Here is a 22,946-nt window from a genome sequence, read left to right on the forward strand (position 1 = left end):
TATGTAATAATTGATACATTCTTTCTATGCTACAATCAGCATCACTCAAATTACCCAATACTAATGCTTGTACAAACGAACAGCCGGTTAATTTTCTTCTCCTCTTGATGAAACCGCTGCTAATTGCAACTCTGTTAGCTGTTGCTGTTAAAAACTCTTTGATTCTATTCGGTAGTTTTGTTATATTTGTCATTATAAGTCCCTTAGCGTTACAGTGCTAATACTTATACTCTTCACTTCCCTTTTTAAATATCATTTTTTCTAGCTAACAGAGTTGCAATTAGCAAATTCCTTGCAAATTGCTTACTTACTTTCCTTAACTTGACGCGTATGGACGGTCCTACAGGCTCATATTGCGTAACAATTTTATAAGCTTTACTACTGCCTGGTTTAATAGTCCCGTGAATATTATGTATAACATATGTATACCAATTAATAAAAGATGCGCCGTATAGAATTTCTTGTTTGGATTCAGAGAGTACTTTACCCTGCTCTAGTGTTAATATATGACTTAACTCATCAATATTTTCTATTACTAAATCTATACCATTTTCTAAGAATCGCTATTCTTTCTTCAAACGAACTTTGTGACCATGCAGTAAAAGTTTGCACCGTATTATTGCTGAATTAATCTCAGATAATTCTAAATTCGGAACTGTAGCTATTGCTTTTAAAGTTGAAGGATTAATAACGGATATTTGTTTCCCAAATTCTACAAATTCACCGTTTATATAATTCTTTCCCGTAATATTTTTAAGTAAGTGCATAAATTTCATATTGGTATTATTGTGTGGATACTAAAATCGTCATTGCAAGCGAACACAAGCGTTACCACGTGGATACCACTCCATCATTGCGAGAAAAAACTGTAAGTTTCGACGAAGCAATCCTCGTGTTATCAAATGTAATTGTTCTCCCAATATTTTCCAAATAACCACCTTTTGCTCAATATTATCAATATATTGCGCAAGCTGTTTCATGCCGCTCGGATCTCTTAAACTAATATGAGTAAATCCTCCACGCATTGCAATTTCTTCAAAAAATTCTTTATTGTAGTTCTTACCAAAGCCTACCGCATACATATTAAATTGAGGATTTTGTATTACAGCAATTGCAGAATCTATAACCTCTTGTTGTGTTGTATTACAGTCAGTTCCTTCGTTTTTTCCATCAGTAAATACTATAATAGTAGAATGTATATCTATTTTTTCTTTCAATAATTCTAAAGTATCTTTGATGGTACCATATAATCTTGTATATCCATCAGCATTTAACGTTTCTACATACTTCTTAATATCTTTAAGAGAGTTTCCCTTATCATAAAAGATTCTATTCTAGATTGATCATTAAATGACACTATATTAATTTTCCAATTAGGGATCTCAACTAACTTAGCTAGTATCTTTTGTATATTATTTTTATAATCACTCAAAGTATATTTCATACTACCGCTAATATCTATTAATAAAGTAATTTCATGATTATTATTAGTATTTAGATATTCTGGGTCTTTAGAAGAAAACATAATAGGGAATTTACCGTCTTCCTGCCAGACAAAACCGCTAAATATCGGAAATAAATATTTTAATAAATACTGCTTATCAAGGATAAATCCGCCTTCCAAATTAGAAGCGATAATAGGTGGTGTACCGTCAACTTTATAAGCTTAAACTGCTTGCATTGCTACACCGTTATTTAAAGTAAAAGTTAAGCTATTATTTTCTTTGTGAGAAATAATTTGTGATATTAATTTAGGAAATTCAGTAGGTGGATAGGTATAATCTGTAGCCGATGTTGCTTCACCTGTTAAAATTTTTGATAATTTATTTGCATCACTTATAATGGCTTGTAATCTCTCAAGTTTGGATGCATCTATTTTATGGTTTATTGGATTTCCACAAGAGAGTTGAATTTCAGCAGTTAATAATTCTTTATTAAATTCAGCTTCTAATCTTATTGTTTCTAAAATTTTAGACAAACCATACTCTGTTATAAGGTCACCATCTACTAGCTTGTAAAATAACTCTACTATTTCTATATCTGAAGTATCCGCATATATAGTTCAGATTCTACTATATTCTCCTTATTATCATTAAATAAAGCATGTATCACATTCTTCTTTAATTCATCAGGGGATGCTAATAATGTACGAAAATGTTCTAAGTCTTTAGAAGTTGTTTTAAAAATGACTTTATTATCAGTTACCTTTGTAACACCTATCTCTGCTCCTATAGCTTTTAAAAAAATTTCCTATTTTGTCGCTGAAGTTAAGTGTTATATAGGCATAATCCCTCTCTATTTTATAACATTAGAAAGAAAGAGTATATTGCTATAATTTTCAATATAAGAATTTAAATTAATAAATTCTTATATGATTATGTCTTTTTTTAGGAAATTTATTATTTATTCAAAAATTTTTCAACCTCAAGAGCTGCCATACAGCCCGTTCCTGCAGCAGTTACTGCTTGTCTATAAATTTTATCCTGAACGTCACCGGCAGCAAAAACACCTTCTACATTAGTTTTGGTTGTACCTGATTGCGTGATGATATAATTATCGTCATCCATTGCAATTTGTCCAGTAAATAACCCCGTATTCGGTGCATGCCCGATAGCTATAAATACACCGCTACAATTCAATAAACTAATCTCTTTGGTGTGGACATTTTGAATTTTAACTCCGGTAACAGATTTTGGCTTACTGCTACCTACAATCTCATCTACTACATGATCCCAAATTACCGATATTTTAGGATTTTTAAATAATCGATCTTGTAATATTTTCTCAGCTCTAAAACTATCTCTTCTATGCACTATAGTAACTTTGCTAGCATGATTGGTTAAGTATAAAGCTTCTTCTACTGCACTATTGCCTCCCCCTACTACAACTATTTTTTGATTCTTAAAAAAGAAACCATCGCAAGTAGCACATGCCGAAACACCAACCCCCATAAATTTTTGCTCCGAAGCTATACCCAGCCATTTTGCTGCCGCACCAGTACAGATGATTATACTTTCTGCTTCATATTCATTTCCTGATCCTATAAATACTTTAAAAGGCCTCTTTGATAAATCCACTTTTTCTACATAATCACTAATAATTTCTGTACCGACATTTTTAGCCTGCATAGACATCTGCTCCATAAGCCAAGGTCCTTGCACCGTTTCCGCAAATCCGGGATAATTCTCAACATCGGTGGTAATTGTAAGCTGCCCACCTGGCTGCATACCATTAATTAATATTGGTTTTAGAGCGGCTCTAGCCGTATAAATAGCGGCACTTAGACCAGCAGGACCTGAACCTATTATTAGTACTTTAGTAGTAATTTTCATAATTATTATTTGTTAATTAATTTAAATGATCCATGTGTCATTCCAGCGTAGGCGGGAATCCAGCATAAAGCAAGATAAATCGAGCTTTTAATTTCAAAAATTTGTTGTATTTCATATCTTTTGTTTCTGGATTCCTGCTTACGCATGAATGACATAAGAGCCCTGCAATAAAGCCCTTCGCTCCTTGCAATGACGATTTGATATCCACGCATAAATGACCTCAAGACTTCTGCTCTAACCAAAATTTGATATAGTTAATTTCTTCAGAATTCATTAGGGAAGGAGCATGACCGGCATATTTTATTTCATAAAGATCAAAAATTTTTGTTTCTTTCATCTTTTTAACAGTAGATTTTGTTAAAATTTGCGATTTCATTCCATGCATTACTAATATTCTACATTTTATTTTATTCCATACGGACCTAGTTTAACATCTTCTTGGTGACTAGCATGTTTCATTCCTTTTATTATAACAGGATCATAATTCATTTTATATTTACTGGCAAGTACCATACCTATAATACCGCCCATTGAAGTACCGAGCCAAATAGGATTTTTGATATTTAGCCTTTTAAAAAAAATAACGTATCTTTAATATAAGTCGTATAGTTATAATGATTAGCTTTTTTAAAATTTTCACTATCACTACGACCGGGATAATTTATTGAAATGACTCTATAATTTTTACTCAACTCTTTAGCTATTTTATCAAAATCATGAGCATTTCTAGTTAAGCCGTGAGCACATACTATTATATTTTTATTTTTAGGATCACCGAATTCCACATAAGAAATTTTATATTTCGGTATATATTGAAGAGGTCATAAATTAATATAGGGACCAATTTTTATTGCATTAATTTTCATATGAACCTATTAATACCAATTTAGAATAAATGTTATTAATTTAAGTCACTTAAAAATATACTGACCATTGTCGGCATATATATAACTACAAAAAGCAAAGATAAAAATACGGTAGCTGCAACTTTCTCAGGATAAAATTTCTGTAAATTCGCTATAACTATAGTATTTGCTGCGAGTGGTGCCGTAGAAAGTAGTTTTAGAGCATTATAGTAATCATTGTTATACCATTTTGTTACAAAATGATCAAACATGATAAAGAACCCTACCCCCAAAGGATAGAATAGAAATTTAGCAGCAAAAGTAGCAAGAGTAAATTTTATATCAACTTCAAATTTTTGTAGAGACGAAAGAGCAAGCCCCACCATTACCATACCGAGTATTGAAAAAGAACCTTTCATATTATATATAAAATCATCTAAAAAAGCCGGTAAAGTAAAACCGCAAAAACTAAATAAACATCCCAAGAAAAAAGCGTTTAAAATCGGTAATTTTACTACTTTTAATATACTATCGGTGGTATTAGCAAAACTGCGCATACAAATATAAAAGCCGACGGAACATTCATAAATATTAACTCCTATCACCGCCATCATATAAATACTTAATGTATAATCATCGAAAAGTGCTGCAGCTATAGGCAACATAAAATATCCACCATTTGCTGTACCTGCAGACAAAGCTATAATATTACGTGTATGATCCTGCCAAAATTTACCAAAAAAATAATAAGAAAAAAGCGATAAGAGTGTTGCAATTACAAATGTTATAACCGTAACGCTTAATGCCGAAAGTGTTAAGGTTGTACTAGCAGGTATCGTAAAAAATACTATAGGCGATATAAAATAGAATAGTAACGAAGAGATACTATCTCTTTCAACATTTGAATATTTACCTGCTAAAAATCCTATTACTACACTTAATAATACTGAAACGGTTTTAAAAAAAACTATACTAAAGATTATCATGTAATGAGCTAAAGATATAATTACTGATAGTATATGAGGTTTTATTTTTTTTCACTAAATTTTGTAAAGATTTTTATTTTATTAACTTTTAATTGAAATATAATTAATATTATGGTCTTTAAGATTTGTTATTTAATATTATATATAATACTCCTGTGAAATGAAGAGTTGAGATACGAAGTTCAACTTGGAAAAGAGCAAGGAGTCTGTAAGCCGAGGAGCGGAGCGTATATTTAATACGTGAGCATCCTAGGACTTACAAAGACGACGCAGCCAATTTTTCAAGTTCAACGAGTATATTTATGCAAAATCTATTACCCTTATTAATTATATTTTTTTGTTTAAATACCTACTCTAATCCTATGCCGCTTGGTCTTGCATTAAATAAAACTACCAATCATCAATACAGAACCTAATTATTGGCAAGGATATAATTATTATATAGAATCAAATGCAAAAACTATATCTAAATCTTTAGTAATATGTAATGATTTTAATGTAATAGAAGCCGTTATTTTAACTATAGATAAAAATAAATTTGAAGAGTTTTATAACATTTTAAAAGATAAATATAGTTTAGAAGAAGAAAATGATAAAGTGGTTACTTTCAAGGATGTAGTAATACTTGAATCTTCTGAATTAAAGCCCGAAATAGAACTTGTATATATAACAAACAGTTTTTATAAAGAATGTTTAATAAACTAGATAAAGAAGAAAAATTAGCGCGAGAACAGATGAAGAGATTATTGTAGCTATAATCAATCGTCATTGCTAGGAAGCATTGTTGCATGGGGCATTTTATGTAATTCCCACGTAGGCGGGAATGACATAGAGTAGATTTTTCGTTCCATGCAACAACGCCACACCTATGCAGGAATAACATAACTAGCCACTTCGGAAATTATAGGCATATGTAAATCATATTTTTTTATCAAATCTAATACTAATTTTAATGCTTCTCTTCCCTCTACTAGCTGTTTATATTCCTGTAAAAATTTCTTTTTATCGCTACTAATTCCAAGCTCATAACCAAAATTTGTATTACGTGAACCTAAAGAGTAACAAGTAAGCACTAAATCGCCTACTACTCCTGCCTCGAGCAAAATATCAGAATTTTTTGCATACCTCCAAAGACCTTAGATAAAGTAATAATTTCTTTTAAGGCAGCTACTATAAGCGTTGCTCTTGCATTCTCGCCCTGCTCACTTGCTAAATCAATTCCACTTTTAATAGCAAAAATATTTTTCAACGCTCCTGCGACCTGTAATGTTACAATATCGCTTGTAATATTAGTAGTAAAAATTTTTGAACTTAGGTTATTGGCTCTTTTATTTGCTATATCTATATCTAAACTTGCAATACTTGCCGAAACCGGTAAATTCTTAGCGAGTTCTTTTGCTAAATTCGGACCTACAAAAAACGCTGTAGAGCTATGCGGTAATAGAGTTTTTAATCTATTAGAAAATAGTTCAGTAGGATGACGGGCAAAGCCTTTTATTGCGATTAGAAGAGTATTATCTTCAGAAATGCCGTGAGTTTTTAATAATTTTATTGAGTCATCAAAAGCATAAGACGGCACTGCAACAATAATTAGCTCAAAATCCTTAATTACACTTAAGTTTGTAGTAGCCTGTAAATGAGCAGGTAATTTAATATCCCCTCAATATTTTATGTTAGTTTTTTTATGTAAAATTTCTTTTGCTATTTCCTCGTCACGTAACAATAAAGTAACATTACTACATTTTTGTGCTGCTAAAGAAGCAAGACTAGTACTAAAACTCCCTCCTCCATAAACAGCAATATTTTTAAATTTATTCATTTGATTTTTTCTTTGTCGCTTGCAAGTTTATGTTCATGTCATTCCTGCGTGGCGTTGCCCGCGTGAACCAATTTTCTGTCATTGCGAGAAGAATTACATAGTAATTCGACGAAGCAATCAAGTAAAAAATTCTGTAAATCAGAATTTTTTAAATTATTTTCCTGGATTGCCGCGTCGCTTCACTCCTCGCAATGATGGCTAGGGTATCCACGCAACAACACCATGCGGGAATGACATAGAACGGGCTTCTCGAACCATATAATAATACCTACTCACAATCACAATTTCACTACTCCACAGCTTTCTCAAGGTTTACTATTATAACGGGTGACTTATTAATTTCTTGTTTTAAGGTTTTACGAATTGTTCCTTTTATTGCTTCGATTACTTGTTCATCCGACAATGCTTTTTTAGCCTGTTTATTTTGAATGGTAACAAGTTCTTTAATATCGTTTTTAATGAGATTAACCAACGCCATATCCTCTTTTGGATCAAGCAGACCAGGCATAGACAGTATTGGGTTTGCAGCAAGCAGCCCTTTTTTATTAATTACTACTGATGCTACCACGATACCCGACTCACGCATACGTCTTCTAGCTTTGAAAATCGGAGATTCTACAGGGAGTAAATAATTACCGTCTACAGCTAAATAACCGTTTTCAACCTTTGAAATGACTGTTGCATTATTAGGTTCAAGCAATACTACGCTACCGTTTTCAACCTCTACTGCCTGTTTTATACCGTTTTTCTTAGCAAGCTTAACATGTTCATGAATATGTATAGGCTCACCGTGAACAGGTATACAAATATTTGGTCTAATTAGAGAATACATTTTGTGCAGCTCGTCAATCGATGGATGTCCTGAAACATGCACAAAATGGTCACGTTCGGTAATAACTTCTACACCTGCTTTAACAAATATATTAAATAGTCTAAATATTTTCTTTTCATTACCAGGAATAATTTTTGAAGAAAAAATCATCGTATCCTTAGGAGCAAGTCTTATTGACGGATGAGAATTACTAGCCAGTTTTGCAGTTGCTGCCATAGGCTCGCCTTGACAACCGGTAGCAATTACTAATAATTCTGCTCTTCTAAATCTACTAACATCACGTTCACTAATTAGAGGAGCAATATCTTTGAAATAGCCGCTTTCTTGAGCAACAAGCATCATACGATGCAAACTTCTACCGGTTAAGACTACTTTTCTACCAGCCAGTACTGCAGCATGAATTATTGTATCAAGCCGTGCTAAATTAGATGCAAAGGTTGAAACTACTACCATTTGAGGGCAGCCGGCTATGATATCTACTAAACTTTTTCTAACATCTCCCTCAGACCCTGATCTTCCTGTATTAAACACGTTAGTGGAATCACAAACAAGTGCAAGAACCCCTGCATCTCCATAAGACTTTAGAAGCTCCTCATCGGCTTTTTTACCAAGTACCGGATCATTATCAAATTTCCAATCTCCCGTATGTAAAATATTACCTGCATCCGTACGGATCATAATTGCTTGCATTTCAGGAGCCGAGTGAGTCAGTGGCACCATCTCTAAGGAAAAAGGATCTAGACTTATTTTACTACCGGGTTTCACTTCATGAATTTTTATATTTTTAGCAAAATCATATTCATTTAAACGAATTTTTAAAAAATTTGCTGTGAAAGTAGTAGTATAAATAGGACATTTAAGGCTACTCCATAAATATTGTACACCGCCTAAATGATCCTCGTGAGCATGGGTTAAAATCAGACCTACTATATCTTTTTTATATTTCTCTATAAAGCTACTATCGGCAATTATCATATCAACACCAGGTAAGTAGTCATCGGCAAAACCGCTACCGCAATCAATCATTAACCATTTACCTTTATAATGGTAAAGATTAAGATTCATACCTATTTCATTAGATCCTCCTAGCGGTACAAATAGCAGATCATTTTTATGATTTTTGATGTTGAATGATGACATAATTTAACTTAATATTTATTTTATTACTTTATTCTTATAACTTATTATTAGTTAAGCGTCTATATATTAAAAAAGAAATTCATATAATGAATATAAATAAAATAGCATTGATTTATAACCAAAATTCCAAACATCTAGCTGTTATAGAGGAAATAAAAAAACTCTATAATTATTGTAAAATAGAGGAAGCAGAAGCAATTATCGTAATAGGAGGCGATGGAGCATTACTACATAATATTCACCGCTATATGCATCTTAATATACCTTTTTATGGAGTTAATTTAGGACACCTCGGCTTTTTAATGAATCCTTTAGATACCAAGAATTTATCACAAAATATACATGAAAGTACTGTTTCTATTCTAAATCCTCTTCTTATGCAAGCTGAAGATATAAGCGGTCAAATATATACCGCACTTGCTATTAACGAAGTATCTATATTTCGTAAAACTAATCAAGCTGCTAAATTTAGAATAGACGTAAACGGAATAGAGAGAATGAACGAATTAGTAGCAGACGGAGCTTTAATTGCAACGCCTGCTGGAAGTAGTGCTTACAATTTATCTGCCGGCGGTCCTATTTTACCGCTTGAATCAAATATGCTATGCCTAACCCCTATCTGCTCTTTTAGACCGCGTAGATGGCACGGTGCTTTACTGCTTTCATCTGCTACGATTAAATTTAAAATACTTAATACAAATAAACGACCGGTAAATGCTACTGCCGACTTTCAGGAGTTTAATAATATCACAAATGTTACCGTTAAATCTACTAAGGATACGCCTATCAAACTGCTCTTTAATAAAAACCATACGCTGGAAGATAGAATTATTAAAGAGCAATTCGGTGGATAATTATGAAAAAATATTAATAATTTTTGACTCAGAATTAAATTAATGTATGACGCCTTGTTAAAAATAACTAGGCATGATATATGAAATCACAAAAGTCTTCTATTAACTTTTCTAAAAATAACCATATTTTATGGTTACCGCTTGTTGGTGATATTATGTTACAAGGAACAACAACATATATCGAAGATGAAGTTAGAAAGTTTAAAATAGAAAATTATTTAGAAACTATAGAGAACGTAAAGGATTTAAAAATTAGCTTTAGAAACAGCAAATATAGCAAGTAATAGACATAAAAAATTATTACTAAAATGTTTATTAAAAAATTATCATTATGAAGACCTTAAAAAAGCCACAAATTATTTGAAGATTATGCCATAAATCAAGATAAAACGCCTATAACTCACAAAAGCTATGAATCAGAAATTGAGTTTAAATTTGAACCTATATCATTTCAAAATCCTTTAGATCTTGTGACTTATAAGTATAATGCACAAAAAAATATTTTCTTTATAGCAGTAGTAGAAAAAAATATTCAAATTATGGAAAAAATAGCCAAAGATCTACTTAATACTGCCCCTGTAGTTTCAAAATTACTCAAAACTACAATAGATTATCTACAATATCTTCAATTCTTAGAACATATTGTAATATTTATAAAATCTGAAAAACAACTTGAAGTTATAAAAAATTTAATAAATACAATAACTATAAATCTTATGAACTTAGCTCATTTTGCAGGAATATTAAGTAATGCTAAAGAATATGAAGCAGTAATAATAATACTTGAGTATACACTACTTAATCCTCAGCCACCGACTTTAGTAAGTGATGGTGAAGAAAAAGAAGCTTTATATCGTTGTCGGACTAATCTGTGGTCAGCATATATTAATACAAAAATTCATCATCAGCTGAAGAGCAATTATTGCTCATGTTACAAGACAAACCAAATAGCGTTAAATTTATCGGTAAAAAAGCAGTTGAAATTAAAATTGATGGGGACCAACGTTTATTCACAAATATATTGTACTCAAACGAACAAGGTGAATTACTGATAAATTTTGACCATCAAGGAAATCATAATGATGTAATAAAATTTGCCGATGAACATCATCTAGAATTTCATCAAGATTTGTTATAGCTTTAATTGCTCTTTAATAATTCAATATTAAAGAGCAATTTGGCGAATGATTATTAAGAATAATATTGAATTATATTATATCCCCAGCTAGTTCTGCCCCTAATAATTTTGATAATTCATATTCACTTGCTTCAGTCCAAGTTACAGGCGGCCCTTCATTCGGTAAACCGGTATCGTAACGATCATTAAATACTCTGACGGCTTTGTTGAGTAATTTGATCAAAAGTGCTTGTAGATTCTACTCCATAACCATATGCTTTTAACTTTGTTTGTAAAGTATCAACTTGTTCTCCAGTACTGTCAGGACTTAATAATACTTTACTCTTTTGATCTTGCGTAGTCTCAAAATATCTACCAAAACCAGCTTCAGCTAATTCTTTCCAAGGAAATTTTGATCCAGAAGCTATATGAGCATTTCCTTCACGGTTTACAGTTACTTCACCAAGACCTACTAAATCATGTTTTAAATCTAAATCCGGATATCTTACTTTTATATCCTCAAGGAATTTACATAACTGCTCTATTTGCTCTTCAGCAAAATCACTTTTTGCATCATTAATAAGCATATTCCCAATACCAAACTTATTAACACCTACTTCTCCTTTCTAACTACTCTTGCCCGCATAAAAAGCTTGATCTGTTAAATCGTTATGATCTTGATATTGCGTTCCATCCTTATCAGTTATGTAATGAACACTTGTACCTCATGCTTGTAAGGCTTCAAGAGTGGAATTAATATTATCACTTACAGAATAAGTAATAACTACACAGTTAGGCTTTACTCCTTCCGGTCTTGGAGCCATAAATTTACCGTTTGGGCTATTTGTGTTACTGATACCGTTATTATTATCATTTGCCATGATATTTACCTCATATTTTTTTAATAAAAAGTTCAATTATTGAACTATGGCACTGTTAACAAAATAATTTAATTAACTTTAAAATTATTTTGTTAACAGTGCCATACTAATAATTAATACTAAGTCAAGAAATAATTAATTTTTATTAATATTTAAGTAGTTAGATAGGTAAAAGCAATAATATTTTACTCAAAAGGTTGGCGTAGGGTAATAGCGGCAGATAAAGTACCTTCATCTAGATAATCAAGTTCACCTCCGATAGGTATACCGCTAGCAAGGCGAGAAATTTTAGCAGGATGCTCTTTTAAATATTCAGTAATAAAATACGCAGTAGTTTGACCTTCTAAAGTAGAATTAGTAGCAATAATAACTTCTTTAATATTTTCTGCAAAACATCTTTTAAGTAGTTCAGGTAACCGAAGTATGCTAGGATTTTGCCTACTAGCTGCCGATAAATTATGGCCTAGTACATGATATAAACCTTTAAAATTACCGCTACGCTCCATTGCCCATAATTCAGCTACGGTTTCAACAACAGCAATAACCGATTTATCTCTATATTCAGAAGAGCAAATACAGCAAATATTTTCCGTATCCATATTACCACAAATCTTGCATTGTACTATTTTCTTATCTATCTCTACAAGGTTATTAACCAGGCTTTTTAACCTAACATCTTTGTCTTGTAGTAGATAAAGCACTATACGTCTTGCCGACCTACTACCAAGCCCAGGCAATTTGGAAAAAAGATAAATCAGCTGGTCTATTTCATTATCATTTGTTTTATTCATAGTCGGAGTATATATCATTATAAATGAAGAGTTGGTATACAATACGAAGATCAATTTGGAAAAGAGCCAGGCGTTTTGAAGCTTTTAACCGCAGCGTACATACTAGTGAGGATTAAAAGCAAAAAATAACGTAGCCAATTTTCAAATTCAGCGAGTATATATTAAAACTTAATAACAACTGTTCCGGCTATCTTATCATGCAATGCTTGTTTTTTAGAAGAAAAAAGTATGAAAAAAATACCTATAGGAAAAGTCATATACCCTAAAAATCTTTTAATTAACTGCTTTAAAGTTGGACGCTTTAATGTTACGGCATCTACGACTTTCATACGTAGGAACATTTTACTAAGCGTTGCACCTTTATAATACCAAAGCGTTACAAAATATGAGCCTATTACTAATATATTAGTAGCAAAAATTGAGATATTAAACAAAATATATTTATTAAAATTTCCTGTTTTAAGATATTCATAAAATTCCTGACTCATAACTGAGTTAAACATTTCATTGGGATTATGAAGATTAATGTTATTGCTAAGGAAATAATCATTAAAGAACAACCATAATAAATTAAAAGAACAAAATTGTGATATTGGGATTGCTATAAAGGCAAATAATGATAAATCAAGTGCCGTAGAAAAAATTCGTGCTATAAAATCAGAATAAATAATTTGCTTTTTCATTGCCGGTTACTTTATTTTAGTGTTAGATAGTAAGGATTGTGGTATGGTGCTATTTTGTCATCCCGTGGTCAAGCCACGGTGTAACAAAAGGATCGAGCAATACAACATACATAATCAAAATTCAATATATTACATTTATGCATCAATTTGAAGCATATAGTTTATTATTCGTTGATAGTTTTGTCTCAAATCTTATTATCGGTTTTCAGAATGAATTAATATTTCATTCTATGAAAATGTTTGGGGGCTATAATAGTTTAATCATGCTGTTAGTAGCTATTTGTGCTGCTCTTAGCGGTAATGCAGTCAATTATATTTTTGGAAGAATAGTTTTAAATATCTTTTATGCTTCCAAAAATGAACAAAATATCTTAAGACATAAAAGTTTAACAAAATTATATTATAAATATGAGATATTTATTATTTTCTTAATGGCTTTTCCTTTTTGGGGATGCTGTATTTCTTTATTCTCTGGTTTTTTTAAAACAAAATTTCTAAAATTTTTAGGTATTGGTTGTTTGGCAAAAGCATGCTATTATGCTCTAGAATTGTATATATTTTAACTCATGAAAAAATTAACCAAAACTAATTCTCAGAGACAACAAAAATTAGCAAGCATTATAAATGAAGCATTAATCGAAATTCTAAGACGTGGTAAAATGCTGGATAGCAGACTTTTTGATTGTCCTCTCACTATTACGAAAGTTATAGTTACTGCTGATCTAAAAATAGCTAATTGTTATTTCTTGCCTTTTAATACTAAACTAACAATAAATGAAATTATGAATGCATTAAATAATTCTAAAAATGCTATCAGAAATTTTATTACTAATAAAATAAATACGAAATTCTCACCTGAGATAAGATTTCATTACGATCACAGATTTGATAATGCTATAAAAGTGGAAGAGTTGCTAAAAAATATATAAGTGCTAGGGGATAAACTCAATTATTGAAAACAATAATTATCCGTTATACTAAAAACGCTTCAAAATTAAGCTCTAGTACAACACAGCCTCCCTAGCATAAATGGACTAAAGGATATAAATGTTTTGCAATGATGGAGTTTAAACATCATTTACAAAACAATATATTATAATAATTGAAATAATCAAGATATTGTAGTAATCTTTTAATATTTTTAAAACTTTAAGTATAACTCAAATAAAAATAAATCCTTATTTTTATTAAATAACTTTAAAAGATTATTTTTTTATATTAATATATAAGAATAATCTTTATAATAAAAATAAATAGAAAATGTCTCCTCAAATAATAGAGTTATTAATTTTTGCCGTTATTGCTTTTTACATTATCAACAAATTAATTACGACTCTCGGCGCTACTTCAGAAGAGGAACAGACAAAGCAAAAATCTTATTTTGGCGAACCGGTTATTAAGGACGTAACTTATAGTACAGTCAAATCTAATAAAGAAGAAAAAAATATTCCAACAGCCCAAGATATTAAAGTGTTTAAAGATATAATAGTGGAACATAATATAACTGCGGTCGTAGATGGAATGGAACAAGTCCATAAACGCCTTTACTCTTTTGATCCGGTTAAATTCATAAATAATGCTAAAACTGCTTTTCAAATGATTATAGAAGCTGCTTATAACAAAGATTCTAAGGAATTATCTGAGCTGATAGATAAAAGATACTTGGAAGCATTTGAAAAAATAACACCATCCTATGGCAATTTTTTTGACTCATCAGCTTTAAGTGCAAAATATTCAGAAATTTACATGTTTGGTAATAACATCTTTATTAAATTACTATTTCAAGGTAAAAATGTAGTTGACAAAATTGAAGATTTAAAAGAAGAATGGACATTTACACGTAATGCTAATACTAAAGAAGTTGATTGGTTTTTAAGCAATATTGAGAGAGTGTAGTTGTTGTCATCCCGTGCCCTTATGTCATTCCCGCGTAGGCAGGAATGACATAAAAAAGAACCTAAATTTAAATAACAAACCATGAGTAATGTGAGTAAAATTTGCTATATTATAGGCACTATATTAATAATAAGTGGCGGTATTTTTATGTTTCAAAAGCAAACGATAACGGATAACAATCAAATAATCCCAAGAAAAGTTTTATTCGGTAACCCTGATAAAGCCAGGGTTACTCTAACCCACGACGGTAAATATATTCTATATGTTGCACCGAAAGATGATGTCTTAAATATTTGGCTAGCCCCATCAGATGATATTAGTAAAGCAGAAGCTATAACCCATGATAAAGGACGTGGTATTTGGTCTTATGCTAAAGCTTATAATAATAAAAATATTTTATATACCCAAGATTTTAACGGTGATGAAAATGACCGAATTTATAGCTATAACATAGAGACCAAAGAGACAAAATTACTTACTCCTGAAAGAGGCGTTAAAGCCGGTATAGCTGGAGTGAGCTATAAAAAGCCAAATGAGATATTAATATATTTAAATGAGCGTGATCCTGAATATTTTGATATTTATAAATTAAATCTAGATACTTTAGAAAAAGAACTCATTTATAAAAATGATAGATTTACTGATTATGTAATCGATGAAAATTTAAATTTAAGATTCGGTAATTTACTAGATAAAGACGGAGCCGTTGAATATTATGAATTAAAAGACGGAGAACCTAAATTATATACTAAAATCTCAATGGAAGATTCTTTCAATACTTCTATACTCGGTTTTGATGCTAGCGGCGAAATTCTTTATATGCTTGAGGGGCGTAACCGCAATACTTCAGCCCTTAAGGCGATAACACTCGCTACAGATAATGAAGAAATATTAGCTGAAGATCCAAAAGCCGATATCGGTTTGTTTGCTATGCATCCTACCAAACAAACTCCGCAAGCAGTATCCATATACTATGATAGAGTTTCATATAAAATATTAGATAAAGAGATTGAAGATGATATTAAATATCTGCAGGCTCTTGATCGCGGTGTTTTAATTATCAATAGTAGGACGTTAGACGACAAAACTTGGATCGTTGCTTATATGGCTGATAATGCACCGGTGAAATATTATAAATATGATAGGGCAAATAAAAAAGCCGAATTTTTATTTACTAATCGCAAAGCACTTGAGCAATATAATCTTGCTAAGATGATACCGGTAATTATCAAGTCACGTGACGGGCTTGATTTAGTTAGCTATATCACTTTTCCGAATGATGTAAAGCTTGATGAAAATAATATTCCTGATAAAAAAGTACCGCTAATAATTAATGTTCATGGCGGACCGTGGGTTCGTGATAGCTGGGGATACAATCCTGAGCATCAATGGCTTGCAAATCGTGGTTACGCAGTTTTAAGTATAAATTACCGTGGTTCTACCGGTTTTGGGAAAGATTTCTTAAACGCCGGTAATTTAGAATATGCCGGTAAAATGCACACCGATTTAATTGACGGTGTTAATTGGGCTATTAAGAATAATATAGTTGATTTTGACAAAGTTTGTATTATGGGCGGAAGTTATGGAGGTTATGCAACGCTTGTAGGTCTTACCATGACCCCTGACATATTTGCTTGCGGTGTTGATGTTGTCGGTATGTCTAATTTATTAACTCATGTGCAATCTAAAGCTCCTTATATGACACCATTGTTAAGTATATATAAAACACGTATGGGACCTTGGGATACTGAAGAAGAAAAAGAGTTTTTAAGACAAAGATCACCGATTAATTTTGTTGATAATATCAAAAAGCCTTTATTTATAGCACAAGGTGCTCACGATGTGAGAGTCGTACAGGCAGAATCAGAACAGATTGTAAACAGCATGAAAGCAAAGCATATACCGGTAGTTTATGCACTTTACAAAGATGAAGGACATGGCTTTGCAAAACCAGGTAACAGAATCTCATATTACGCTCTTGCCGAACAGTTTTTAGCGAAGATTTTAAAAGGAAGAGCAGAAGCAATAGGAGATGACTTAAAGAATGCTAATCTCATTCTGAATGATAAAGAAAAAATTAGCGGCAAGGAAGCAGAAAAGATTATAGATACAGCAATTGGGAATTGATATCCTTGCGTCATTGCGATAGTAATGCTCGTTGTCGGTTTCGTAATGGGAGTTAGCAACCGGTATATTTGTTTTATCTTTAGTAATAATACGTCTTTTATGGAAGTTCTATAATGCTAATGTTTTATTACCAGCTGATTTACCGAATTGGCAGAAAAAAGCCGCTAATAATTAATATAAATTTGCTATATCTTTTAATGTTATTAATGCCGATAAGCAGCTTTTTCATGATTATCCTATCAAATCATCATATTGATTTTGACGGTTTGTTTACTATAAATTCTTTTGTTCAAGATTTACAATTTGCCAAAATCTTTAAAAAAGTCCATAAAAATACTGCTTTGTTATTTACTGCTTTAATTATTTTGCATATACTAGCCGCGTTATATCAGCACTTTATTAGGAAAGATAACGTACTTAAGAGAATGTGGAATGAGTAGTGCGTGTCATTCCCACGTAGGCGGGAATCCAGAATTTTTAAGTAAATTATAAACTAATTTTTATATAACTTAACTTGTTTTTAGTATTTTTACTGGATTTCAGCCTACGCGGGCATGACCTCATAAACTCTCTACTTTACAGTTTAAAGATTAATTATTATACTGTGCTTTAATTATTTAAATAAATTATTTAAAATGAATATTCATGAATATCAAGCAAAAGAGATTTTAAGAAAATACGGCGTACCTACTGCCACTGGACTCGTTGTTACAAAAACCGAAAAGATTAACGAAACCATAGATAAGTTAAATACGGCAGTATATGTGGTTAAAGCACAAATACATGCCGGCGGTAGAGGTAAAGTAGGCGGTGTTAAGGTTGTTAAGAGTAAAGAAAAAGCAAAAAAAGTTGCTCATGACATGTTTGGTATTAATTTAGTAACACATCAAACAGAACCTCAAGGACAAAAAGTAAATCGTCTTTATATCGAATCAGGTTGTGATATCTTAAAAGAATATTATTTCAGTATAGTATTTGATAGATCGGCGAGCTGTATTACTTTCATAGCTTCTACCGAAGGAGGAGTCGATATTGAAGAAGTAGCAGAAAAAACTCCGGAAAAAATTATTAAATTTTCTGTTGATCCTGCCACCGGTTTACAAGATTTTCATATGCGTGGTATAGCTTATGAGCTAGGTTTTAAGGATAACCAAACTAAACAGATGAAAGAAATAGTAAAATCAGTCTATCATGCTTTTATTGAAACTGATGCGGCACAAATTGAAATCAACCCGTTAATTGTACAAACGGACGGAAATTTACTCGCTTTAGACGCAAAAATCACTTTTGACGATAACGGCTTATTCAAACATCCAAATATTACGGCAATGCGTGATCACGATGAGGAAGATCCTTTAGAAACTAGAGCAGCAAATGCGGGGCTTAGCTATGTAAAAATGGACGGTAATATCGGTTGTATGGTTAACGGTGCAGGTCTTGCTATGGCTACTATGGATATTATTAAGCTTTACGGTGCGTCACCTGCAAATTTCTTAGATGTTGGCGGCGGAGCTGATCGTGAGCGTGTAAAAGAAGCTTTAAAAATAATTTTATCCGATAAAGAAGTGCAAGGGATCTTAGTTAATATTTTCGGCGGTATTATGCGTTGTGATATTATAGCGGAAGGGATTATTGCAGCTGCAAAAGACATAGGTATAAAAGTGCCATTAGTAGTCCGTTTAGCCGGTACTAACGTTGAAAAAGGCGAAGAAATTTTATCAAATTCCGGTTTAGCAGTAATACCGGCACATGATTTAGCAGATGCGGCAAATAAGATAGTCGAGGCTATTAGGTAGGTAATCGTCATGAGCTAGGCAGTCTTAGTACTTACGTGGCTTTTATGTCACTCCCGCGTAGGCGGGAATGACATAATAATGATCCATGCAACAACGCCTTCAGTTGCTCGCAATGACGATGACAATTACACAAAATAAAAACAATAAAAATTATTTAACATGGCAATATTAATAAATAAAAAAACAAAAGTTATCTGTCAGGGCTTTACTGGTTCACAAGGAACGTTTCACTCTGAACAAGCGATAGCTTACGGCACTAACATGGTTGGCGGTGTTACACCTGGCAAAGGCGGTCATACTCACCTTGATTTACCTGTATATAATACCGTACGTGAAGCAAAAGCAAAAACCGGTGCAAATGCAAGCGTTATATATGTTCCGCCCAGCTTTGCCGCTGATTCGATATTAGAAGCACTCGATGCCGAAATTGAAGTAGTAGTATGTATAACGGAAGGAATTCCGGTACTTGATATGGTGAAAGTAAAACGTGCTTTAGTCGGTTCTAAAACTAGATTAATCGGTCCTAACTGCCCTGGAGTTATCACACCGGGTGAATGTAAAATCGGTATTATGCCTGGGCATATTCATAAAAGAGGAACGATAGGTATTGTTTCAAGATCAGGTACTCTAACTTATGAAGCAGTAGCACAGACAACAGCCGTAGGACTTGGACAATCTACATGTGTCGGTATAGGCGGCGATCCTGTTAACGGCACTAATTTCGTTGATTGTATTGATATGTTTTTGAAAGATGATGAAACAAAAGCAATTATTATGATTGGTGAAATTGGCGGTAATGCAGAAGAAGATGCAGCGGAGTTTATCAAGCAATCAAAAATCAAGAAGCCTATTATTAGCTTTATTGCAGGTATTACAGCACCTCCCGGTAAAAGAATGGGACATGCCGGAGCTATTATTGCCGGAGGACAAGGAAGTGCCGAAGATAAGCTTGAAGCTCTACAAAGTGCCGGCGTAACTATCACTAGATCCCCTGCCGATATCGGTAAAACTATGTTTGATTTGTTAAATAAAGGCTAAAATTATTCAACAGCAATCGATATCATTCCTAGCTAAAAGTAGGAATCTAGAAAAATAATTTCAATATTTCCACTTTCGCGTGCAGGTCTTGTTGTACGTATCAATTTCGCCTCTGTCATCCCCGTGGCTTGACCACGGGATCCAGTTAAACATACTAAAATTATTAGTATTTTTTATTGTTTTGATGGACCCCGTGGTCAAGCCACGGGATGACATAGTGGGTTTTACTGATCCACGCAACAACACCTCGCGGGCATGACATCCTAAACATTCGTATAGGATATGGTCAATTTCAAAAAGAGCAAGGAGTCTGCAAGTCGAGGAACGGAACATATACTTAATAAGTGAGCACCGCAGCTCCTGCTAGACGACACCTGCCAATTTTTGAAATTCACCAAGCATCCCTAATTTCTTTAACTATATTTAGTAATTGTGGGAAATCTATTAATCCAGGTATTAATTTTGAATCAATTATATACGCAGGTACTCCTTGGATTCTAAGGCTTCTAGCTATTTTCATATTTTGAGTAATGAAATCTTTAATCTCATTGCTATCGGCAGTTTCTTCAATTTCCGTAGCATTTAAGCCATTCTCGGTTAATAACTCTTTTATGGATTCCTTAGAAACATCTCTTATTTTTATTAATTCATCATGAACAGCTTTAAATTTACTTTGATTAACCTTATAAACGGCTAAAACTATTCTTGCAAGATATTCGGAAGCATCTCCAAGGATAGGGAGCGGTCGTAATATAACTTTAACTTTTGGATCATGTTGTAATAATTCATTTATAGAAATATCGCCTTTTTTACAATAAGAACAATTGTAATCATAAAAAGCAATTATTATTACATCCCCGTCTTTATTGCCTATAACAGGAAAGCTTGTACTATCTTCAATACCTAACTTATGATCTTTTAGATAGTTATTAACTTTAGTCTCATTTTCCTGTACTTTACGTTTTTGCAAGCCTTCTATTGATTCTATTATTATTTCCGGAGTTTTAAGCAAATAATCTTTGATTATTGCTTGGACTCTTTCCTCTTCACATTTCTTTGCATCCTCACTTTGTTTAACCTCAACGGAAACCGGATTTGTAGAATAAGTTTTCATTGTTTTGAAAACAAATAAAACTCCTATCACAACTACAAATATAACCAATATTTTACCTATAATATGCTGCATAAATTCCTTTTTTAAAAAATTTTATATTGTTTTTACTTGGAATCGTCATTATGAGGAACGAAGCGACGTGGCAATCCAGCAAAAATAATAAAAAAATGCTATAAATTAGCATTTTTTACTGGATTGCTTCGTCGCATTACTATGTAATTCTTCTCACAATGACGCTTATTTCTGTCTTATTAATCTACTCTGATCTCTTTTCCAGTCTTTTTCTTTAATTGACTCTCTTTTATCATGTAATTTCTTACCTTTAGCAATACCAAGCTCAACTTTCACTTTATTTTTTTTATTCAAATACATAGAAAGAGCTACTAGCGTATAGCCTTTTATTCTAATTCTACCGATAATTTTCTTTATCTCTTTAGTATGCAACAATAATTTACGAGGTCTACGCGTAGAATGATTAAATCTATTCGCTTTTTCATATTCTGCAATATAGCAGTTATACAAAAACACCTCATGTCCGGTATCTGCCGCATGGCTTTCCTCTATAGAAGCTTTGCCTTGACGCAGAGACTGTACTTCACTCCCCTTTAATACAATACCTGCTTCTAATCTTTCTTCAATAAAATAATTAAAAAGGGCTTTCTTATTTTGTGTAATAACTTTCTTATATTCGGTCATATTTTTATAGATAGTGATGTTATAATGTTTTCAATTTGTTTTTTAGCACTATCGCTTGCTTCAGTTAATGGAAGTCTAATTTCATTTTTACATAAACCTAAATAATGAGCGGCATATTTTATCGGAATCGGATTAGATTCTACAAACAAAGTTTTATATAAAGGCAGTAATTTCTGATGGATTTCTAATGCTCCTTTAGTATCATGTTTATACCACTTCTCTAATAGTTCTTTACACATATCGGGAGCAATATTAGAGGCTACGGAAGTCCACCCTACCCCGCCTTGTGCATTAAAAGCTAAAACTACTTCATCATTACCGGTTAAAATATTAAAATCATTTTTAACTATTGCTCTAATCCGCAATGGACGTTCTAAATCTACGCCGCAATCTTTTAATGCTAAGATACGCGGTAGCTCGCTAAGCCTCAATATCGTCTCATCAGAAAAATCTACTCCGCTTCTAGTTGGAGCTGAATATAATATAATAGGTAGATTACACGCTTCATGTAATGCTTCAAAATGCTTATAAATCCCGTGTTGTGTAGGTTTTACATAAGATGGTGGACTAGCCATAAAACCATCAACTTTGATTTTTGTAGATTCCGCTGCAAGTTCTATTGCATAAGCGGTATTATTTGATGAACATCCGCTTATTATAGGAATACGCTTATTAACGATTTCTACGCTAGTTTGCAGTAATAATTTATATTCTGCAAAACTCAAACTACTACCTTCTCCGGTTGAACCTGCAATTAATATTGCATCGACTTCATGCTTTATTTGATGTTTTAAAATTCTCTCTAAAGCATATAAGTCTAACTTATTATCTTTAAAAGGTGTTATAAGTGCGGTAATTAAACCTTTAAATATGTTATTCATTGTTTTTTATTTTTTTATTAATTTGTCATTTTGAGGAAGTATTGGTCTCATGGTTCAGCTTCCTAATGTGTTACCCCACGACTTAATAGCGTGATCCAGTGAAAAATACTAATATTAG

The 22,946-nt window shown here is 32.2% G+C and carries 21 protein-coding genes and 6 pseudogenes; 10 read left to right on the forward strand and 17 right to left on the reverse strand.

Annotated features, from left to right (window positions below):
• The 10 genes and pseudogenes from ACKTSD_RS04580 to ACKTSD_RS04630 form a co-directional block, all read right to left on the reverse strand.
• A pseudogene (locus ACKTSD_RS04580) lies at window positions 1-193 on the reverse strand (IS4 family transposase); the annotation flags it as partial.
• Between the two features lie 130 nt (window positions 194-323).
• A pseudogene (locus tag ACKTSD_RS04585) lies at window positions 324-767 on the reverse strand (aldehyde dehydrogenase family protein); the annotation flags it as partial.
• A gap of 39 nt (window positions 768-806) precedes the next feature.
• Entirely contained in the window at window positions 807-1,217 is a 411-nt protein-coding gene (locus tag ACKTSD_RS04590; protein WP_412708201.1) for a VWA domain-containing protein, read from the reverse strand.
• Between the two features lie 62 nt (window positions 1,218-1,279).
• Complete coding sequence (locus ACKTSD_RS04595) at window positions 1,280-1,624, reverse strand: hypothetical protein (RefSeq protein ID WP_412708202.1); 345 nt, start codon at window positions 1,622-1,624, stop codon at window positions 1,280-1,282.
• Between the two features lie 42 nt (window positions 1,625-1,666).
• The gene (locus ACKTSD_RS04600) at window positions 1,667-1,978 is read right to left on the reverse strand and encodes a hypothetical protein (protein WP_412708203.1); all 312 of its coding nucleotides are present in this window, start codon (window positions 1,976-1,978) and stop codon (window positions 1,667-1,669) included.
• Window positions 1,979-2,399: 421 nt separating this feature from the next.
• Window positions 2,400-3,332: a thioredoxin-disulfide reductase gene (trxB, locus tag ACKTSD_RS04605; protein WP_412708204.1), complete on the reverse strand. Its 933-nt coding sequence runs from the start codon at window positions 3,330-3,332 to the stop codon at window positions 2,400-2,402.
• A gap of 220 nt (window positions 3,333-3,552) precedes the next feature.
• Window positions 3,553-4,141, reverse strand: a pseudogene (locus ACKTSD_RS04610) (alpha/beta fold hydrolase).
• A gap of 92 nt (window positions 4,142-4,233) precedes the next feature.
• Window positions 4,234-5,163 (reverse strand): AEC family transporter, encoded by a 930-nt coding sequence (locus tag ACKTSD_RS04615; protein ID WP_412708205.1) that lies wholly within the window; start codon window positions 5,161-5,163, stop codon window positions 4,234-4,236.
• Window positions 5,164-6,029: 866 nt separating this feature from the next.
• A pseudogene (locus ACKTSD_RS04625) lies at window positions 6,030-6,982 on the reverse strand (NAD(P)H-dependent glycerol-3-phosphate dehydrogenase).
• A gap of 289 nt (window positions 6,983-7,271) precedes the next feature.
• The gene (locus tag ACKTSD_RS04630; RefSeq protein ID WP_412708206.1) at window positions 7,272-8,954 is read right to left on the reverse strand and encodes a ribonuclease J; all 1,683 of its coding nucleotides are present in this window, start codon (window positions 8,952-8,954) and stop codon (window positions 7,272-7,274) included.
• A gap of 86 nt (window positions 8,955-9,040) precedes the next feature.
• Between ACKTSD_RS04630 and ACKTSD_RS04635 the strand changes: the two genes are divergently transcribed.
• From ACKTSD_RS04635 to ACKTSD_RS04645, 3 genes are all read left to right on the forward strand, one after another.
• Complete coding sequence (locus tag ACKTSD_RS04635) at window positions 9,041-9,808, forward strand: NAD kinase (protein WP_412708207.1); 768 nt, start codon at window positions 9,041-9,043, stop codon at window positions 9,806-9,808.
• 80 nt (window positions 9,809-9,888) lie between these two features.
• Window positions 9,889-10,092: a hypothetical protein gene (locus ACKTSD_RS04640; RefSeq protein ID WP_412708208.1), complete on the forward strand. Its 204-nt coding sequence runs from the start codon at window positions 9,889-9,891 to the stop codon at window positions 10,090-10,092.
• 186 nt (window positions 10,093-10,278) lie between these two features.
• Window positions 10,279-10,860 (forward strand): hypothetical protein, encoded by a 582-nt coding sequence (locus tag ACKTSD_RS04645; protein ID WP_412708209.1) that lies wholly within the window; start codon window positions 10,279-10,281, stop codon window positions 10,858-10,860.
• Window positions 10,861-11,016: 156 nt separating this feature from the next.
• Here the strand turns inward: ACKTSD_RS04645 and ACKTSD_RS04650 are convergent.
• From ACKTSD_RS04650 to ACKTSD_RS04660, 3 genes and pseudogenes are all read right to left on the reverse strand, one after another.
• Window positions 11,017-11,806 (reverse strand): annotated as a pseudogene (locus ACKTSD_RS04650) (N-acetylmuramoyl-L-alanine amidase).
• Window positions 11,807-11,991: 185 nt separating this feature from the next.
• Entirely contained in the window at window positions 11,992-12,597 is a 606-nt protein-coding gene (gene recR / locus ACKTSD_RS04655) for a recombination mediator RecR (protein ID WP_412708210.1), read from the reverse strand.
• Window positions 12,598-12,758: 161 nt separating this feature from the next.
• Window positions 12,759-13,280 (reverse strand): RDD family protein, encoded by a 522-nt coding sequence (locus ACKTSD_RS04660; RefSeq protein ID WP_412708211.1) that lies wholly within the window; start codon window positions 13,278-13,280, stop codon window positions 12,759-12,761.
• Window positions 13,281-13,417: 137 nt separating this feature from the next.
• Here ACKTSD_RS04660 and ACKTSD_RS04665 point away from each other — a divergent pair, with 137 nt between their 5' ends.
• From ACKTSD_RS04665 to sucD, 7 genes are all read left to right on the forward strand, one after another.
• Window positions 13,418-13,843 (forward strand): DedA family protein, encoded by a 426-nt coding sequence (locus ACKTSD_RS04665; protein WP_412708319.1) that lies wholly within the window; start codon window positions 13,418-13,420, stop codon window positions 13,841-13,843.
• A 3-nt stretch (window positions 13,844-13,846) separates the two neighbouring features.
• Entirely contained in the window at window positions 13,847-14,209 is a 363-nt protein-coding gene (gene rbfA / locus ACKTSD_RS04670) for a 30S ribosome-binding factor RbfA (RefSeq protein ID WP_412708212.1), read from the forward strand.
• Window positions 14,210-14,540: 331 nt separating this feature from the next.
• Entirely contained in the window at window positions 14,541-15,176 is a 636-nt protein-coding gene (locus tag ACKTSD_RS04675) for a Tim44/TimA family putative adaptor protein (protein ID WP_412708213.1), read from the forward strand.
• A gap of 90 nt (window positions 15,177-15,266) precedes the next feature.
• Window positions 15,267-17,303: a S9 family peptidase gene (locus ACKTSD_RS04680; protein WP_412708214.1), complete on the forward strand. Its 2,037-nt coding sequence runs from the start codon at window positions 15,267-15,269 to the stop codon at window positions 17,301-17,303.
• Window positions 17,304-17,500: 197 nt separating this feature from the next.
• Window positions 17,501-17,743 (forward strand): cytochrome b, encoded by a 243-nt coding sequence (locus ACKTSD_RS04685; protein WP_412708320.1) that lies wholly within the window; start codon window positions 17,501-17,503, stop codon window positions 17,741-17,743.
• A gap of 195 nt (window positions 17,744-17,938) precedes the next feature.
• Window positions 17,939-19,099, forward strand: coding sequence for an ADP-forming succinate--CoA ligase subunit beta (gene sucC, locus ACKTSD_RS04690; RefSeq protein WP_412708215.1), 1,161 nt, complete (start codon window positions 17,939-17,941; stop codon window positions 19,097-19,099).
• Window positions 19,100-19,258: 159 nt separating this feature from the next.
• The gene (sucD, locus tag ACKTSD_RS04695) at window positions 19,259-20,137 is read left to right on the forward strand and encodes a succinate--CoA ligase subunit alpha (RefSeq protein ID WP_412708216.1); all 879 of its coding nucleotides are present in this window, start codon (window positions 19,259-19,261) and stop codon (window positions 20,135-20,137) included.
• Window positions 20,138-20,257: 120 nt separating this feature from the next.
• On the opposite strand, the pseudogene ACKTSD_RS04700 reads toward sucD, so the two are convergent.
• The 4 genes and pseudogenes from ACKTSD_RS04700 to dapA all read right to left on the reverse strand — a co-directional run.
• Window positions 20,258-20,365 (reverse strand): annotated as a pseudogene (locus ACKTSD_RS04700) (palindromic element RPE4 domain-containing protein); the annotation flags it as partial.
• Between the two features lie 163 nt (window positions 20,366-20,528).
• Entirely contained in the window at window positions 20,529-21,323 is a 795-nt protein-coding gene (locus ACKTSD_RS04705; protein ID WP_412708217.1) for a DsbA family protein, read from the reverse strand.
• A gap of 165 nt (window positions 21,324-21,488) precedes the next feature.
• A complete protein-coding gene (gene smpB / locus ACKTSD_RS04710) occupies window positions 21,489-21,947 on the reverse strand; it encodes an SsrA-binding protein SmpB (RefSeq protein ID WP_412708218.1) in 459 nt (152 codons plus the stop codon).
• Window positions 21,944-22,828, reverse strand: a complete 885-nt coding sequence (gene dapA, locus ACKTSD_RS04715) for a 4-hydroxy-tetrahydrodipicolinate synthase (RefSeq protein ID WP_412708219.1) — start codon at window positions 22,826-22,828, stop codon at window positions 21,944-21,946. Before dapA ends, smpB begins: the two co-directional genes overlap by 4 nt.
• Window positions 22,829-22,946: the final 118 nt, after the last annotated feature.

The organism is Candidatus Rickettsia kedanie (assembly GCF_045865205.1).
Lineage (GTDB): Bacteria > Pseudomonadota > Alphaproteobacteria > Rickettsiales > Rickettsiaceae > Rickettsia > Rickettsia australis.

Coding starts and splice junctions, on each gene's coding strand:
- ACKTSD_RS04615 (WP_412708205.1), bottom strand. CDS start 5,163: ATGATAATCTTTAGTATAGTTTTTTTTAAAACCGTTTCAGTATTATTA.
- dapA (WP_412708219.1), bottom strand. CDS start 22,828: ATGAATAACATATTTAAAGGTTTAATTACCGCACTTATAACACCTTTT.
- ACKTSD_RS04640 (WP_412708208.1), top strand. CDS start 9,889: ATGAAATCACAAAAGTCTTCTATTAACTTTTCTAAAAATAACCATATT.
- sucC (WP_412708215.1), top strand. CDS start 17,939: ATGAATATTCATGAATATCAAGCAAAAGAGATTTTAAGAAAATACGGC.
- sucD (WP_412708216.1), top strand. CDS start 19,259: ATGGCAATATTAATAAATAAAAAAACAAAAGTTATCTGTCAGGGCTTT.
- smpB (WP_412708218.1), bottom strand. CDS start 21,947: ATGACCGAATATAAGAAAGTTATTACACAAAATAAGAAAGCCCTTTTT.
- ACKTSD_RS04635 (WP_412708207.1), top strand. CDS start 9,041: ATGAATATAAATAAAATAGCATTGATTTATAACCAAAATTCCAAACAT.
- ACKTSD_RS04665 (WP_412708319.1), top strand. CDS start 13,418: ATGCATCAATTTGAAGCATATAGTTTATTATTCGTTGATAGTTTTGTC.
- recR (WP_412708210.1), bottom strand. CDS start 12,597: ATGAATAAAACAAATGATAATGAAATAGACCAGCTGATTTATCTTTTT.
- ACKTSD_RS04705 (WP_412708217.1), bottom strand. CDS start 21,323: ATGCAGCATATTATAGGTAAAATATTGGTTATATTTGTAGTTGTGATA.
- ACKTSD_RS04660 (WP_412708211.1), bottom strand. CDS start 13,280: ATGAAAAAGCAAATTATTTATTCTGATTTTATAGCACGAATTTTTTCT.
- ACKTSD_RS04685 (WP_412708320.1), top strand. CDS start 17,501: ATGTTATTAATGCCGATAAGCAGCTTTTTCATGATTATCCTATCAAAT.
- trxB (WP_412708204.1), bottom strand. CDS start 3,332: ATGAAAATTACTACTAAAGTACTAATAATAGGTTCAGGTCCTGCTGGT.
- ACKTSD_RS04675 (WP_412708213.1), top strand. CDS start 14,541: ATGTCTCCTCAAATAATAGAGTTATTAATTTTTGCCGTTATTGCTTTT.
- ACKTSD_RS04630 (WP_412708206.1), bottom strand. CDS start 8,954: ATGTCATCATTCAACATCAAAAATCATAAAAATGATCTGCTATTTGTA.
- rbfA (WP_412708212.1), top strand. CDS start 13,847: ATGAAAAAATTAACCAAAACTAATTCTCAGAGACAACAAAAATTAGCA.